This is a genomic window from Pseudomonas sp. Leaf129 (assembly GCF_001423465.1).
GTDB lineage: Bacteria > Pseudomonadota > Gammaproteobacteria > Pseudomonadales > Pseudomonadaceae > Aquipseudomonas > Aquipseudomonas coleopterorum.
In genome coordinates this window covers 89,154-104,869 of record NZ_LMOC01000001.1, presented here as the reverse complement: position 1 = coordinate 104,869, position 15,716 = coordinate 89,154, and the positions used below count along the sequence as shown (strand labels likewise).

Here is a 15,716-nt window from a genome sequence, read left to right as displayed (position 1 = left end):
CTGCGATGAACTTCTCTCAATTCTTCATCAAGCGGCCGATCTTCGCCGCCGTGCTGTCGCTGATCATCTTGATCGCCGGCGCCATCTCGCTGTTCCAGCTGCCGATCAGCGAGTACCCCGAAGTGGTGCCACCGACCGTGGTGGTGCGTGCCAGTTTCCCCGGTGCCAACCCCAAGGTCATCGGTGAAACGGTGGCCGCGCCTCTGGAGCAGGCCATCACCGGTGTAGAGAACATGCTGTACATGTCCTCGCAGTCCACCGCAGACGGCAAGCTGACCCTGACCCTGACCTTCGCTCTGGGCACCGACCTGGACAACGCCCAGGTGCAAGTGCAGAACCGTGTGACGCGGACCCAGCCCAAGTTGCCTGAAGAGGTGACCCGGATCGGCATCACCGTGGACAAGGCCTCGCCGGACCTGACCATGGTGGTCCACCTGACCTCCCCGGACCAGCGCTACGACATGCTCTACCTGTCTAACTACGCCACCTTGAACATCAAGGACGAACTGGCCAGGCTCAACGGCATCGGCGACGTGCAGCTGTTCGGCATGGGCGACTATTCGCTGCGTGTCTGGCTGGACCCTAACAAGACCGCGTCGCGCAACCTGACGGCCACCGACGTGGTCACCGCCATTCGCGAACAGAACCGCCAGGTCGCTGCCGGCCAACTGGGCGCCCCGCCTGCGCCCAATGCCAGCAGTTTCCAGCTGTCGGTCAACACCCAGGGCCGCCTGGTCACCGAGGAAGAGTTCGAGAACATCGTCGTGCGCGCCGCCGACGACGGTGAAATCACCCGCCTCAAGGACATCGCCCGGGTGGAGCTGGGCTCCAGCCAGTACGCGCTGCGCTCGCTGCTCAACAACCAGCCGGCAGTGGCCCTGCCGATCTTCCAGCGGCCCGGCTCCAATGCCATCGACGTGTCCAATCAGGTTCGGGCCAAGATGGCCGAACTGAAACAGTCGTTCCCTGAAGGCATGGACTACAGCATCGTCTACGACCCGACCATTTTCGTGCGCGGTTCGATCGAAGCGGTGGTGCATACCCTGTTCGAAGCGCTGATCCTGGTCGTGCTGGTGGTGATCCTGTTCCTGCAGACCTGGCGGGCGTCGATCATTCCGCTGGTGGCGGTACCGGTGTCGCTGATCGGCACCTTCGCGGTGATGCACATGTTCGGCTTCTCGCTCAACGCGCTGTCGCTGTTCGGTCTGGTGCTGGCCATCGGCATCGTGGTGGACGACGCCATCGTGGTGGTGGAGAACGTCGAGCGAAACATCGAGCTGGGACTGGAGCCGGTGGCCGCCACCGAGCGGGCCATGCGCGAGGTCACCGGGCCGATCATCGCCACGGCCCTGGTGCTGTGCGCGGTCTTCGTGCCGGCAGCGTTCATTTCCGGCCTCACCGGGCAGTTCTACAAGCAGTTCGCCCTGACCATCGCCATATCCACGGTCATTTCGGCGTTCAACTCGCTGACCTTGTCGCCGGCACTGGCGGCGGTGCTGCTAAAGGGGCACGACGCGCCCAAGGACCGTTTCTCCCGGTTCCTCGACAAGCTGCTGGGTGGCTGGCTGTTCCGGCCCTTCAACCGCTTCTTCGAAAAGGCCAGCCATGGCTATGTCGGCACCGTCGCGCGGGTGATCCGCAGCAGCGGTATCGCCATGCTGCTGTACGCAGGCTTCATGGTGCTGACCTGGTTCGGTTTCGCCAACACGCCGACCGGCTTCGTGCCTTCGCAGGACAAGCAGTACCTGGTCGCCTTCGCCCAGTTGCCGGACGCCGCCAGCCTGGACCGCACCGAAGATGTGATCAAGCGCATGTCGGACATCGCCTTGAAGCAGCCCGGCGTTGAGAACGCCATCGCCTTCCCGGGGCTGTCGATCAACGGCTTCACCAACAGCCCCAATAACGGCATCGTCTTCGTGGCGCTCAAGGACTTCGATCAGCGCAAGGACGCCAGCCTGTCGGCCAACGCCATCGCCGCCGAGCTCAACGGCAAGTTCGCCGGTATCCAGGACGCCTACATGGCGATCTTCCCACCGCCACCGGTGATGGGCCTGGGCACCATCGGCGGCTTCCGCCTGCAGATCGAAGACCGCGGCAACCTGGGCTATGACGAGTTGTACAAGCAGACCCAGAACATCATCGCCAAGAGTCGCAGCGTGCCGGAGCTGGCCGGGCTGTTCACCAGCTACACGGTGAACGTGCCTCAGGTGGATGCAGCGATCGACCGGGAAAAAGCCAAGACGCACGGCGTGGCCATCAGCGATATCTTCGACACCCTGCAGGTGTACCTGGGCTCGCTGTATGCCAACGACTTCAACCGCTTCGGGCGCACCTATCAGGTCAACGTCCAGGCCGAGCAGCAGTTCCGCCTGGAAGCCGAGCAGATCGGCCAGCTCAAGGTGCGCAACGATCGGGGCGAGATGATCCCGCTGGCGACCTTCATCAAGGTCAGCGACACCGCCGGCCCGGACCGGGTGATGCATTACAACGGTTTCGTCACGGCCGAGATCAACGGTGCCGCAGCGCCGGGCTACAGCTCGGGCCAGGCCCAGGCGGCGGTGGAGAAGCTGCTCAAGGAAGAGTTGCCCAACGGCATGGCCTATGAATGGACCGAGCTGACCTACCAGCAGATTCTGGCGGGCAACACCGCGCTGTTCGTGTTTCCGCTGTGCGTGCTGCTGGCCTTCCTGGTGCTGGCCGCACAGTACGAAAGCTGGAGCCTGCCGCTGGCGGTGATCCTGATCGTGCCCATGACCCTGCTCTCGGCGATTGCCGGGGTGATGATCGCGGGCAGCGACAACAACATCTTCACCCAGATCGGCTTGATCGTGCTGGTCGGGCTGGCGTGCAAGAACGCCATTCTGATCGTCGAGTTCGCCAAGGACAAACAGGAGGAAGGCCTGGATCCGCTGGCCGCCGTATTGGAAGCATGCCGCTTGCGGCTGCGGCCGATCCTGATGACTTCGTTCGCCTTCATCATGGGCGTGGTGCCTCTGGTGCTGTCGTCCGGCGCCGGCGCCGAGATGCGTCATGCCATGGGCGTGGCGGTGTTCTCCGGCATGTTGGGGGTGACCTTCTTCGGCTTGCTGCTGACACCGGTGTTCTTCGTGCTGATCCGTCGCCATGTCGAGCGTCGCGAGGCCCGCAAGGCGGATCGTGCGCTCACGCTTGAGGTACAACCATGAGTCATTTGAAACCCCTACTGCCCAGCTTGCTGGTGCTGGCCCTGGCCGCTTGCGCGGTGGGTCCGGACTATCGCGCGCCGCAGGATCTGCAGGCGAGCGTGGCGGCGGCCCAGGACACTCGCTACTACCGCGCCGACCCGTTCGATGCGGTGTGGTGGCAGCAGTTCGACGACCCGACCCTCAACCGCCTGGTCAACGAATCGCTGCAGGGCAACCGCGAGCTGCGGGTGGCCTTCGCCCGCCTCAAGGCGGCTCGGGCCATCCGCGACGATGTGGCCAACGATCGCTTCCCGGTGGTGACCAGCCGCGCCAGCAGCGAGATCGGCAAGAGCCAGATTCCCGGCCAGACCAGCGACCGGGTCAATACCGAGCGCTACGACCTGGGCCTGGACATGGCCTGGGAAATCGACCTGTTCGGGCGCATCCAGCGTCAGTTGGAGGTCAGTGACGCGCAGCAAGGCGAAGCGGCGGCCGACCTGCAGCAGTTGCAGGTCACCCTGATCGCCGACCTGGTGGATGCCTACGGGCAACTGCGGGGCGCGCAACTGCGCGAGAAGATCGCCCTGGCCAACCTGAAGAACCAGCAGGATTCGCGGGGTATCACCCGCAGCCTGCAGGAAGCCGGTGTGGGTAATCAACTGGACGTGGTGCGGGCCGACGCGCGGCTCGCGGCAGTCGAGGCGACCGTGCCGCAGTTGCAAGCCGAACAGGTGCGTGCGCGCAACCGCATCGCTACCCTGCTCGGCCAGCGGCCGGACCAATTGAGTGTGGACCTGAGCCCGGCGCAGTTGCCGGCCATTGCCAAGGCCTTGCCGATCGGCGATCCGACCCAATTGCTGCGGCGCCGACCGGACATCCGCAGTGCCGAACGGCGACTGGCCGCCTCCACCGCGCAGATCGGCGTGGCCACGGCCGATCTGTTTCCACGGGTCAGCCTCAGCGGTTTCCTGGGCTTCACGGCGGCCCGCGGTTCGCAGATCGGCTCGTCCGCCGCCAATGCCTGGGGACTGGGGCCAAGCATCACTTGGGCCGCGTTCGACTTGGGCAGCGTGCGCGCGCAGATCCGTGCAGCCAACGCCGATGCCGAAGGCGCGCTGGCCAGCTATGAACAGGATGTGTTGCTGGCGCTGGAAGAGTCGGAAAATGCCTTCAGTGACTACGGCAAACGCCAGCAGCGCGTGCAGGCCTTGATGCGCCAGAGCGAGTCGAGTCGCGCGGCGGCAGCGCTGGCCTCGATCCAGTACCGCGAGGGCACGGCGGATTACCTGGTGCTGCTCGACGCCGAGCGCGAACGCTTGAGCGCCGAAGACGCCCAGGCCCAGGGTGAAACCGAGTTGTATCGCGGCATCGTTGCGATCTACAAAGCACTGGGCGGTGGCTGGCAGCCCGATACGCTGGCACAGCGATAGCCATCGGCGCCAGTGCTGCGGCTGCAAAGCCTGCGGCGGATGGTAGGATAGGCGCCGTCCCGGTCACTCGGGGCGGTTGCCGGGCGTGCGTGCCAGGCGACCGTCTTCGGCAGCCGATCCCGATCCGCAGCGAGCGCCCCATGATCACCATTCGCCCCATGACCTCTTCCGATTTCGACCGTTTCTGGCCCACCTTCGACGCGGTGGTTCAGGGCCAGCAGACGTACGCCTACGATCCGGCCATGGACCGCGAAGCTGCCGAACACACCTGGTTGACGGTGCCCCTGCACACTTTCGTTGCCGAAGATGAACAGGGTCAGTTGCTCGGCAGTTACTACCTCAAGGCCAACGCGGCGGGTCCCGGCAACCACGTCTGCAACTGCGGCTACATGGTCAGCGAAGCGGCGCGCGGTCGAGGCGTGGCGCGGCTGATGTGCGAGCACTCGCAGCAGGTGGCGCGCGACAGCGGTTTTCTGGCCATGCAGTTCAATTCGGTGGTGGCCAGTAACGAAGTGGCGGTGGCCTTGTGGCACAAGCTGGGGTTCGACACCGTGGGGCGCCTGCCGCGCGCCTATCGGCATGCTCATCTCGGGCTGGTCGATTGCCTGGTGATGTACAAGTGGCTGGCCGAAGAGCCCGCAGCACCGACTCGATTGATCGGGCGCAAGAACATCGAGTCGGTGGTGTCCCGTCCGCGGCGCAGAGGCTGAATCGTTACTTGCATCACGGAAGTCGATGATCGCTATCGAAAAACGGAATTTTTCCTGAGGGGGCGGGATCAGCACTATAGGTCCCATTATTTCCCCTAGGATTTGTACCGATGAATATCAACCTGACCCTGTGCTGCATGATCGTCGTTTCGTTCGGAATTGCGCTGAGCCACGTTTGAGTGCTGCTCGCATTCGGCGGGCCATGCTCACAGATTGCTCAAATGCTCGCGCAGGAAGTCGACCAGGACCTGCACCGGTCGTGACGTTTGCCGATGCTGCGGATACACGGCCGAGAGCGCCAAAGGCTCGGTGACGAACTCATCCAGTACGGTTTGCAGTTGCCCCGATGCCAGTGCGTGTTGAACGATGAATCGGGGCAGGTAAGCGATTCCCATGCCGGCCACCGCTGCCTCGCACAGTAATTCGCCGTTATTGGCGCGCATGCGCCCGCTCACACCGATTACCAATGGCTTGCCCCCCATTTCGAAGCGCCATTGCACCTGGCGCGCGTGGCCGTAGGGCAGACAGTCGTGGGTGGTCAGTTCCTGGGGCGTGGTGGGTCGGCCACGCGTAGCCAGATAGTCCGGGCTTGCGCAGTACACGCGGGCGATGGAAGCGATTCGGCGGGCGATCAGCGACGAGTCTTCCAGCGTGCCAATGCGCAGGACCAGATCGTAGCCTTCGCCGAGCAGGTCAACGGGGCGATCGCTGAGGTCGATTTCGACTTGGACCTGAGGGTAGCGTTGCAGGAATCGAGGCATGAGCGCGCTCAATTGCGCCATGGCGAAGGACAGCGGCGCACTCACCCGCAACGTGCCGCGGGGTTCGGCGGCCTGGCCAGCAATGCCCTGTTCGACCTGTTCCACTTCAGCCAGCAGACGCACGGCAGAGTCGTAATAGCTCTGGCCCAGGGCCGTGACGTCCAGGCGGCGCGTGGAACGATTGAGCAGGCGTGCGCCCAGACGGTTTTCCAACTGCATCAACCGGCGACTGATGTATTGCTTGGAAACCCCCAATTGCTCGGCGGCAGCCGTGAAGCTGCGCGAGTCCAGCACCTGAACGAAAAGCCGCATGTCTTCGAACGCGTTCATCGTCACTCCTCGGTTGACAATGCATTGTGGGTCAGGCGCTGTGCCCATACAACTGCTGTGCTCCCGGACGCGGCTCGCGCCGCTGCTACAGGGACCGCATTGCGCCTGTGGGAACATCGCAGTGGCACCATAGCAATCCGCGTCCGGGCACACCGCATTGGCACCGTTGCAATCCGCGTCCGTGCACAGTCCATTGGCACTCCTGCACTCCGTGGCCCCGGAACACTGCAAGAAACCCTGTAGCAGCGGCGCGAGCCGCGTCAGCGGGCACCGCGGTGGGCCTGGAAAAACGAGCAAGAGAAAGGGTGATACAGCGCATCAGGCGCAAGGATTTCGATCAGCGGGCGAACCTGCTCCCGGTTGCACAGTCACACCCTTTAGTCCGGCGCTGAAGCCCACCGTCGGTCGTGCGGAAAGCGATAGAAAAGCGCTTCTGCCCCCGTTTCCCACCGTCACCCTCGACGGAGCCGTCGGAGCAGCCTCTTGATGAACAGTCTTTCCCGGCAGGCCGTGCCTGTTACCCCCACGCACGACCTGCTGCAGCGCTTCCAACAGGTACGCCGCCACAGCGAACACCTAGCCAGCCCGCTCAGCGCCGAAGACATGGGCGCGCAGTCGATGCCCGACGCGAGCCCGGCCAAATGGCACCTGGCTCACACCAGTTGGTTCTTCGAAACCTTCCTGCTCGCTGAGCAAGCGCCGCACTACACGCCGTTCGACCCGGATTTCTGCTACCTCTTCAATTCCTATTACGAAGCGGTCGGCCCGCGCCAGCCGCGTCCTCAGCGCGGTTTGATGACGCGTCCAGGACTGGACCGCGTACTGGCCTATCGCGCGCATGTCGATCAGCACATGGAAGCCCTGCTCAGCGGCGATCTGGACACTGAAGCCCAATCGCTCATCGAATTGGGACTGTCCCACGAGCAACAGCATCAGGAGCTGTTGCTGATGGACATCCTGCACCTGTTCAGCGTCTCGGCGCTCAAGCCGGCGTACGACCCGGCATGGCCAGCCGACATGGCCGGTCGTCGGGGCCGCTTCATTGGCCAGGCCGGCGGTCTGGTCGAGATCGGCCACGACGGTCACGGCTTCGCCTTCGACAACGAAGGCCCGCGACACACAGTGTTCGCCCAAGCCTTCGAAATCGCCGACCGTCTGGTCACCAACGGTGAATGGCTGGAATTCATCGAAGCCGGCGGCTACAACCAGGCCGGCCTGTGGCTGGCCGACGGTTGGGCCACGGTTCAGGCCGAAGGCTGGTATGCCCCGTTCTACTGGCAGCAGGACCGCGCCGGTGCCTGGCACGAGATGAGCCTGCGCGGGCTGCAACCGCTGCAACTCGACGCACCCGTGGTGCACATCAGCTACTACGAAGCGGCTGCGTTCGCCCAATGGGCCGGCGCACGCCTGCCCACCGAAGCGGAATGGGAAATCGCCGCTGGCAGCGGACAACTGCAGCAACTCGACGATGTGGCCTGGCAGTGGACGCAGAGCGCCTACAGTGCCTACCCCGGCTTTCAGCCTGCGGTCAGCGCGGTCGGTGAATACAACGGCAAGTTCATGATCAACCAGATGGTGTTGCGTGGCGGCGCCAGTATCACCCCGGTCGGACACACCCGCCCCACCTACCGCAACTTCTTCGGCCCCGGCTGCCGCTGGATGTTTTCCGGCGTGCGTCTGGCGCGCGACGTGTCGCCCTACAGCACCCGCAACGACGGCAGCGATGAGTTCGCCCGCGATGTGATCACCGGACTGTCGGCAGCGCAGAAATCCATCTCGCCGAAGTACTTCTACGATGCCGAGGGCTCGCAGCTGTTCGAAGCCATCTGCACCCTGCCCGAGTACTACCCGACCCGCGCCGAAACGGCGCTGCTGACCGAGATCGCGCCGCAGTTGGCCGAGTGGGTCGCCGACGATGCGGCGCTGGTGGAGTTCGGCGCCGGCGCCTGCGACAAGGTGCGTCTGTTGCTGGATGCGGTGCCGCAGATTGCGCTGTACGTGCCCATCGACATCTGCAGCAATGCGCTGGAAAGCGCGAGCGCCCGGTTGCGCCAACGCTACCCTGCCCTGCGCATTGCGCCGCTGGTGGACGATTTTACCCGTGCCCTGCACCTGCCGGCCGAGACCCAGGGTCATCCGCGCGTGGGCTTCTTTCCAGGCTCGACGCTGGGCAATTTCACCCGTCCGCAGGCCGTACGCTTCCTGCGTTCGGCGCGCGAGCTGCTGGGGCCCGATGCGTGCTTCATCATCGGCGTGGACATGGTCAAGGATGCAGCCACTCTGGAAGCCGCCTATGACGACGCGGCCGGAGTTACCGCACGCTTCAACAAGAACCTGCTGACGCGCATGAACCGCGAACTCGACGGCGATTTCGACGAGGCGGCATTCGACCACCTGGCGCTGTGGAACCCCGAGTACGAGCGGATCGAAATGCACCTGGTCAGCCAGAAAGCCCAACAGGTCCGGGTGGCCGGTCGCACCTTCGCGTTCAAACCCGGGGAACGGCTGCACACCGAGAACTCGCACAAGTTCACCGTGCAGTCCTTCACCGAACTGGCGGCTGCGGCCGGTTGGGACGTCAGCCATCAATGGATAGGCGAAGCCCCACAGGTGGCGCTGTTCTGCCTGCGCTGACACATCGGCAGCGCATCATGAGTGAGGAACACCATGACCAAGGCTCTGGAGGAGTACAACCGCAAGCGTGACTTCGACGCCACCCCGGAGCCATCCGGCGCCGGGCGCAATGGCAAACGCGGCAAGGCGGCGCGGGCATTGCAGTTCTGCATTCAGAAACACGATGCCAGCCACCTGCACTACGACTTCCGCCTGGAACTGGACGGCACTCTCAAGAGCTGGGCAGTGCCCAAGGGACCGTCACTGGACCCCAAGGCTCGGCGCCTGGCGGTGCATGTCGAAGACCATCCGCTGGACTATGCCAGCTTCGAGGGCAACATTCCCGACGGGCACTACGGCGCCGGTGACGTGATCGTCTGGGACCGCGGGACCTGGATTCCCGAAGGCGATCCCCGCCAGGCCTATGAGAACGGCAAGCTCAAGTTCGTCCTGCAGGGCGAGAAGCTGGGCGGCACCTGGAACCTGGTCAAGACCCACATGCCCGGCAAACGCGAGCAGTGGTTTCTGATCAAATCCAAGGACGCTGCTGCACGCCCGTTGGCCGAGTACGACGTGCTCGTCGCCGAACCCGACAGCGTCATCAGCGAACGCACCCTGGTGCCGCGCAAGCGCACCACCAAAGCAGCCGCGAAACCGGCGACTCAATCTGCGGCCAAAGCCACGTCCAAAAGCTCCAAAAGCAAAGCCATCCAGCTGGAAGGCGCCAAGGCAGCCGCCTTGCCCGCTAGCCTCAAGCCCGAATTGGCCACCCTGGTGGACGCTGCACCCGAAGGCGACTGGTGCTACGAGATCAAGTTCGACGGCTACCGCATCGTCGCTCGCATCGACGGGAATCAGGTCAACCTCTTCACCCGCAACGGCCACGACTGGACAGGGAAAATGCCGCGCCAGGCCGAAGCGCTCGCTGCCCTGGGCTTGCAGTCGGCGTGGCTGGATGGCGAAGTGGTGGTCGCCAACGAGCACGGAGTGCCGGACTTCCAGGCTTTGCAGAACGCATTCGAGAACGAGCGCAGCGGCGACATCGTTTTCTACCTGTTCGACCTGCCCTACCTCAACGGTATGGACCTGCGCGCCGTGCCTTTGGAGCAGCGTCGCAGTGCCTTGGCCAGGGTGCTGGAAACCAACACGGATGACGCGCTGAAGTGCTCCGACGACCTTGCCGGATCAGCTGACTCGTTGCTCGAAAGCGCTTGCCAGATGGATATGGAAGGCCTGATCGGCAAGCGTGTCGGCAGCCCTTATGTGTCGCGGCGCAGCAGCGACTGGATCAAGCTCAAATGCAAGCGCCGCCAGGAGTTCGTCATCGTCGGCTACACCGAGCCCAAGGGCAGCCGCAGCGCGTTCGGCGCCCTGTTGCTGGGCTTGCACGATGCCGACAGCGGCGAGTTGCGATTCGCCGGCAAGGTCGGCACCGGCTTCAGCGAAACCACCTTGCGCACCCTGCTCGCGCAGCTGCAGGCGTTGGAGGCCGCCCGCCCGGCGCTCGCCAATCCTCCCTCGGGTGCTCAGGCCCGTGGCGTGCATTGGCTCAAGCCCACGCTGTTGGCGGAAGTGGCCTATGCCGAAATGACCCGCGACGGCGCCGTCCGCCACGCCGTTTTCCATGGCTTGCGCACCGACAAGCCCGCCACGGAGATCATGCCCGAAATGCCAACGGCCAAATCCGCCACGTCCGCCAAATCCGCCAAATCCGCAAGCAAGTCGGCAAAGACGCCGCGCAAGGCAGCCACCAAGGCCGATGACGCCGACCTGGTCGGACAGGTGCGCATCACGCACCCCGAGCGGGTCATCGATGCCACCAGCGGCACCACCAAGATGCAGCTGGCCGAATACTACGGGCGCATCGCCCCCTGGTTACTGCCGCACCTCAAGCAACGCCCTGTGGCGTTGGTGCGGGCGCCCGACGGCGTCGGTGGCGAGCTGTTCTTCCAGAAGCACGCCGGCCACCTGGCGATCCCGCACATTCTCACCTTCGACAAGGACGAGGCGGGTCAGGCCGCGATGGTCATCAACGATGGTCAGGCACTGCTGGGCGCGGTGCAGATGGGCACCGTGGAACTGCACACCTGGAACGCGACCGCGAAGGATTTCGAACATCCCGACCGCTTCGTACTCGACCTGGACCCGGACCCTGCTTTGCCTTGGAAAAGCATGGCCGAAGCCACTCAACTGACTCAGACCCTGCTCGACGAACTGGGCCTTGCATCGTTCCTCAAGACCAGTGGTGGCAAGGGCATGCACGTGGTGGTACCGATCACGCGCAAGCTGGGCTGGGATGAGGTCAAGGCATTCAGCCGCGCCGTGGTGGAACACATGGCCAAACTGATGCCGGAACGCTTCACGGCCGTCTCCGGCCCGAAAAACCGGGTCGGTCGGATCTTCATCGACTACCTGCGCAACGGACTGGGCGCAACCACGGCCTGCGCCTATGCGGCGCGAGCGCGGGATGGCTTGCCGGTCTCGGTGCCGGTCACCCGGGAGGAAGTGGCGCAGATCAAGGGCGGCGACCAGTGGGACATCGACAGCGTACTCGAACGCCTTGCCGAGCTTGAAGACGATCCCTGGGCAGATTTCTTCAGCACCCGCCAAAGCATCACCGTCGCAATGCGCAAGAAACTCGGGCTCAAATGAACCCATCAACTGCCGCGGTAGGTGGAGTAGCTGTACGGTGACAGCAACAGGGGCACATGGTAGTGCTCCTGAGTTGCATCGATGCCGAACCGCAGGACGATTTCGTCGAGAAACGCCGGCGCCGTGGTGACGGTACCGCGGCTGCGATAGTAGTCACCTGCACCGAAGTGCAGCTGATACACACCCGAACGGTAGTGCTCACCCTCCAGCAGCGGCACATCGCAACGCCCGTCGGAATTGGTCACGGCCGTTACCAGCAGTTCCAGCTGTTCGCCGTCGACGCGGTACAGACGCACTCGAATGCCGTTACCGGGACACCCATGTGCGGCGTCCAAAACGTGTGTGGTCAAGCGTCCCATGGTTGATTTCACCTGTTCAGGGGGCACGCCAACGGCGCACCGTGGTGGAGCGCAAGCGTGCGGTACGCGCCGCAATGGGGCGTGGCACCTGACACCTTGCAAAAACAAAAGCCGCAAAACACGCGTCGATGCAGATTGCTGACCGATTGGGCAGGTTCTTTGCAAGAGCCTGCATCATCGCGTTTGCAAGGATACGGCCATCCAAAGGACCGAGACCCGAGCTTACAAATTGTCCATGCCGTTGTATACAATCGATTCAAGCCCGAAAACGCCCTTCCATTGCGCCTTTTCGAGCGCGTTCTGCCACGTATAAAAGGAAATCTTCGGTGAGCCTCGACTACCCCCGCGACCTGATCGGCTACGGTGACCAACCGCCCCATCCGCACTGGCCGGGCGATGCCCGTATCGCCGTGTCGTTCGTCCTCAACTATGAAGAAGGCGGCGAGCGCAACGTGCTGCACGGCGACAGCGAGTCCGAGGCGTTCCTGTCGGAGATGGTTGCGGCGCAGCCGTTGCAAGGCCAGCGCAACATGAGCATGGAATCGCTGTACGAGTACGGCAGCCGTGCCGGTGTGTGGCGCGTTCTCAAACTGTTTCGCCAAGCCGGGATCCCCTTGACGGTCTTCGCGGTGGCCATGGCCGCGCAGCGACACCCCGAGGCGATGCGCGCCATGGTCGCCGACGGCCATGAAATCTGCAGCCATGGCTACCGCTGGATCGACTATCAGAACGTCGATGAAGCGGTGGAACGCGAGCACCTGCTCGACGCCATCCGCATCCTCACCGACATCACCGGCCAGCGGCCGCTGGGCTGGTACACCGGACGCACCGGGCCCAACACCCGTCGCCTGGTGATGGAGGAAGGCGGTTTCCTCTACGACAGCGACGCCTACGACGATGACCTGCCCTACTGGCAACCCGGCGCGGATCGCCCCCACTTGGTGATTCCCTACACCCTGGACACCAACGACATGCGCTTCACCCAGGTGCAGGGCTTCAACAAGGGCGACGATTTCTTCGACTACCTCAAGGACGCGTTCGACGTGCTGTACGCCGAAGGCTCGGAGGCGCCCAAGATGCTTTCCATCGGCCTGCATTGCCGACTCATCGGCCGACCCGGACGTCTGGCGTCGCTCAAGCGTTTCATCGACTACGTCCAAAGCCACCAGCAGGTCTGGTTCGCGCGCCGGGTCGATATCGCCAGGCACTGGCAGCAGGTTCATCCTTTCCCAGGCAGCCCGCGCCCATGAGCCACTTTCGTACCCTGCAGCCTTCACAACTCAACCGCGCCGAGTTCGTCGCAGCGCTGGGCGACATCTACGAGCACTCGCCGTGGGTGGCCGAACAGGCATTCGAGCGACTGTCGCCGGACCGGCGCGACGAGATCGAGGCGGTGCATGCCTGCATGAGCCAAGTGGTAGCCGACGCCGACCGCGCCACCCTGCTGGCATTGATCAATGCCCACCCCGACCTGGCCGGCAAGGCCGCAGTGCAGGGTGAGCTCACCGCAGCGAGTACTCAGGAGCAGGCCGGCGCCGGCATCAGTCAGTGCACGCCCGACGAGTTCCAGCGCTTTACCCGGCTCAACGATGCGTATCGGGCCCGCTTTGGTTTCCCTTTCATCATGGCGGTCAAGGGCAGCGATCGACGGCAGATCCTGGCGGCGTTCGAAACGCGGATCGGTCATTCCCCCGAAGACGAATTCGCCTGCGCCCTGCGCGAGATCGACAAGATTGCCCTGTTTCGCCTGCAAGCCCTGTAACCCAATAGCCCCGCCGCCGCACCCGCGGTGACGGACCGACTGTTCATCAACCCTCGTTCAAGGCAGATCCGTATTCATGAAAGCCTACGCCGCACCGTTCCAGAAGTACGTCAACCTGGCCGATGCCCGCCTCGGTACCCGGGCCATTTCAGTGACCGACGATTGGTTCGCCGACGTCAACCGGCTGTTCCAGCCCACCCCGGCGGTGTGGAAGGAAGGCGTCTTCGACGACAACGGCAAGTGGATGGACGGCTGGGAATCGCGGCGCAAGCGCTTCGAAGGCTATGACAGCGCAATGATCCGCCTTGGCGCGCCAGGCTCGATCAAGGGCGTGGACATCGACACCTCGTTCTTCACCGGCAACTTCCCTCCTTCGGCGTCACTGGAAGCCTGCTTCATCAGCGAAGGCGAACCCGACGATCAGACTCCGTGGGTCGAAATCCTCAGTGCGGTCGAGCTGCAGGGCAATAGCCATCACTACCACAGCATCGACAACGACAGCGCGTTCAGCCATCTGCGCTTCAATATCTACCCGGACGGCGGTGTGGCCCGCCTGCGCGTGTATGGCGTGCCGTTCCGCAGCTGGTCGAGCACCAGCGACGAGGAGCAGATCGACCTCGCCAGCGCCCTCAACGGCGGACGCGCACTGGCCTGCTCGGACGAACACTACGGCAGCATGAGCAACCTGCTCAACCCCGGCCGTGGCATCAATATGGGCGACGGCTGGGAAACCGCTCGGCGACGCACGCCTGGCAACGACTGGGTCATCGTGGCCCTGGGGCATCCTGGGGTGGTGCAGCAGGTGATCGTCGACACCCTGCACTTCAAGGGTAACTACCCGGACAGCTGTTCGATCCAGGGTGCGTTCGTCAAGGGCGGGACCGACAGCCAGATCGAGACCCAAAGCCTGTTCTGGCGTGAACTGCTGCCCAGCCAGAAGCTGCAGATGCACCAGGAGCACAGCTTCGCGGAGCAGATCAAGGAACTGGGGCCGATCACGCACATCCGGCTCAACGTCTTCCCCGACGGCGGTGTGAGCCGACTGCGAGTGCTGGGCACTCTGGCCCGATAGCATCACTTCATAATAGGACCCAGTATGCGTACATTATCGATCGAACCCTTGACCAAGGCCTCGTTTGCCCCGTTTGGCGACGTGATCGAAACCGAGGGCAGCGCACACTTCCTGATCAACAACGGTTCGACCCAACGCTTCGATCGCCTGGCGGACGTGCAGCTGGGCACCGAGCAGGATCAGGCCGTGATCAGCATCTTCCGCGCCCGCACCTTGCCGATGCCGCTCACCGTACGCATGCTCGAACGTCATCCACTGGGTAGTCAGGCGTTCATTCCGTTGTTGGGCAACGCCTTTCTGATCGTGGTCGCACCGGCCGGCGCCGTCCCGCGCAGCGAAGACGTGCGCGCGTTCATCAGCGATGGTCGTCAGGGCATCAATTACCACAAGGGTGTCTGGCATCATCCGGTGTTGGCGCTGCACGATCAGGATGACTTTCTCATCGTGGATCGCAAAGGCCCGGGCAACAATTGCGACGAGTTCTTCTTCGAGGCGTGCGACTTATTGTCGCTCGACCCGTCGTTGTAACTTCCGGGGCGGGGCATCGGGCGCCTGGCTAATATAAGGACGACTGGCTTAGTTGCTCCGATCAACACTGGAAACTGTAAAACCGACGTAGCTTGCCAGTGGCAGCGCAAACCCCTACCCTGCGCCGCCGCTGGAAGGCGCGGCGTGCGAGGTGGCTGAACCGCGTTAGTTGCTGCATCACTGAACACTGACGAATCTATCCGCCCGGACGAAAACTGGCTAACTCGGATGACCGGTCCGCGGACGCGTTGCGCGCGTTCGACGGCAACTACAAGTTGACCTTCGGGACAACAAAAGAGGCGCCACTAGAGTGCCCACACAACTACCACACTTAT

The 15,716-nt window shown here is 63.6% G+C and carries 11 protein-coding genes; 9 read left to right on the top strand and 2 right to left on the bottom strand.

The window, feature by feature from the left end:
- The first annotated feature begins 5 nt into the window (after window positions 1-5).
- From ASF66_RS00460 to ASF66_RS00450, 3 genes are all read left to right on the top strand, one after another.
- On the top strand, window positions 6-3,185 hold the full coding sequence (locus ASF66_RS00460) for an efflux RND transporter permease subunit (protein WP_049859919.1): 3,180 nt from the start codon (window positions 6-8) through the stop codon (window positions 3,183-3,185).
- Window positions 3,182-4,594, top strand: a complete 1,413-nt coding sequence (locus tag ASF66_RS00455; protein WP_056842268.1) for an efflux transporter outer membrane subunit — start codon at window positions 3,182-3,184, stop codon at window positions 4,592-4,594. Before ASF66_RS00460 ends, ASF66_RS00455 begins: the two co-directional genes overlap by 4 nt.
- Before the next feature lie 140 nt (window positions 4,595-4,734).
- Complete coding sequence (locus ASF66_RS00450; protein WP_056842267.1) at window positions 4,735-5,304, top strand: GNAT family N-acetyltransferase; 570 nt, start codon at window positions 4,735-4,737, stop codon at window positions 5,302-5,304.
- A gap of 206 nt (window positions 5,305-5,510) precedes the next feature.
- Here the strand turns inward: ASF66_RS00450 and ASF66_RS00445 are convergent, their stop codons facing one another.
- Window positions 5,511-6,395 (bottom strand): LysR family transcriptional regulator, encoded by an 885-nt coding sequence (locus ASF66_RS00445; RefSeq protein WP_056842266.1) that lies wholly within the window; start codon window positions 6,393-6,395, stop codon window positions 5,511-5,513.
- A gap of 486 nt (window positions 6,396-6,881) precedes the next feature.
- Here ASF66_RS00445 and egtB point away from each other — a divergent pair, with 486 nt between their 5' ends.
- Together egtB and ligD are read left to right on the top strand one after the other, a co-directional pair.
- Window positions 6,882-9,029, top strand: coding sequence for an ergothioneine biosynthesis protein EgtB (egtB, locus tag ASF66_RS00440; RefSeq protein WP_056842265.1), 2,148 nt, complete (start codon window positions 6,882-6,884; stop codon window positions 9,027-9,029).
- Between the two features lie 33 nt (window positions 9,030-9,062).
- Window positions 9,063-11,660: a DNA ligase D gene (gene ligD, locus ASF66_RS00435; protein ID WP_056842264.1), complete on the top strand. Its 2,598-nt coding sequence runs from the start codon at window positions 9,063-9,065 to the stop codon at window positions 11,658-11,660.
- Window positions 11,661-11,665: 5 nt separating this feature from the next.
- Here ligD and uraH read toward each other — a convergent pair whose 3' ends face one another.
- Window positions 11,666-12,019, bottom strand: a complete 354-nt coding sequence (gene uraH / locus ASF66_RS00430; RefSeq protein WP_056842263.1) for a hydroxyisourate hydrolase — start codon at window positions 12,017-12,019, stop codon at window positions 11,666-11,668.
- A gap of 326 nt (window positions 12,020-12,345) precedes the next feature.
- Between uraH and puuE the strand changes: the two genes are divergently transcribed.
- From puuE to ASF66_RS00410, 4 genes are all read left to right on the top strand, one after another.
- A complete protein-coding gene (puuE, locus tag ASF66_RS00425; protein WP_056842262.1) occupies window positions 12,346-13,269 on the top strand; it encodes an allantoinase PuuE in 924 nt (307 codons plus the stop codon).
- Window positions 13,266-13,781 (top strand): 2-oxo-4-hydroxy-4-carboxy-5-ureidoimidazoline decarboxylase, encoded by a 516-nt coding sequence (gene uraD / locus ASF66_RS00420; RefSeq protein WP_056842261.1) that lies wholly within the window; start codon window positions 13,266-13,268, stop codon window positions 13,779-13,781. The genes puuE and uraD overlap by 4 nt, the downstream gene beginning before the upstream one ends.
- 76 nt (window positions 13,782-13,857) lie before the next feature.
- Complete coding sequence (gene alc, locus ASF66_RS00415; RefSeq protein WP_056842260.1) at window positions 13,858-14,853, top strand: allantoicase; 996 nt, start codon at window positions 13,858-13,860, stop codon at window positions 14,851-14,853.
- A 24-nt stretch (window positions 14,854-14,877) separates the two neighbouring features.
- Window positions 14,878-15,381 carry an ureidoglycolate lyase gene (locus ASF66_RS00410; protein ID WP_056842259.1) on the top strand — a complete coding sequence of 168 codons (504 nt, stop codon included), beginning with the start codon at window positions 14,878-14,880 and terminating at the stop codon, window positions 15,379-15,381.
- Window positions 15,382-15,716 lie beyond the last annotated feature (335 nt).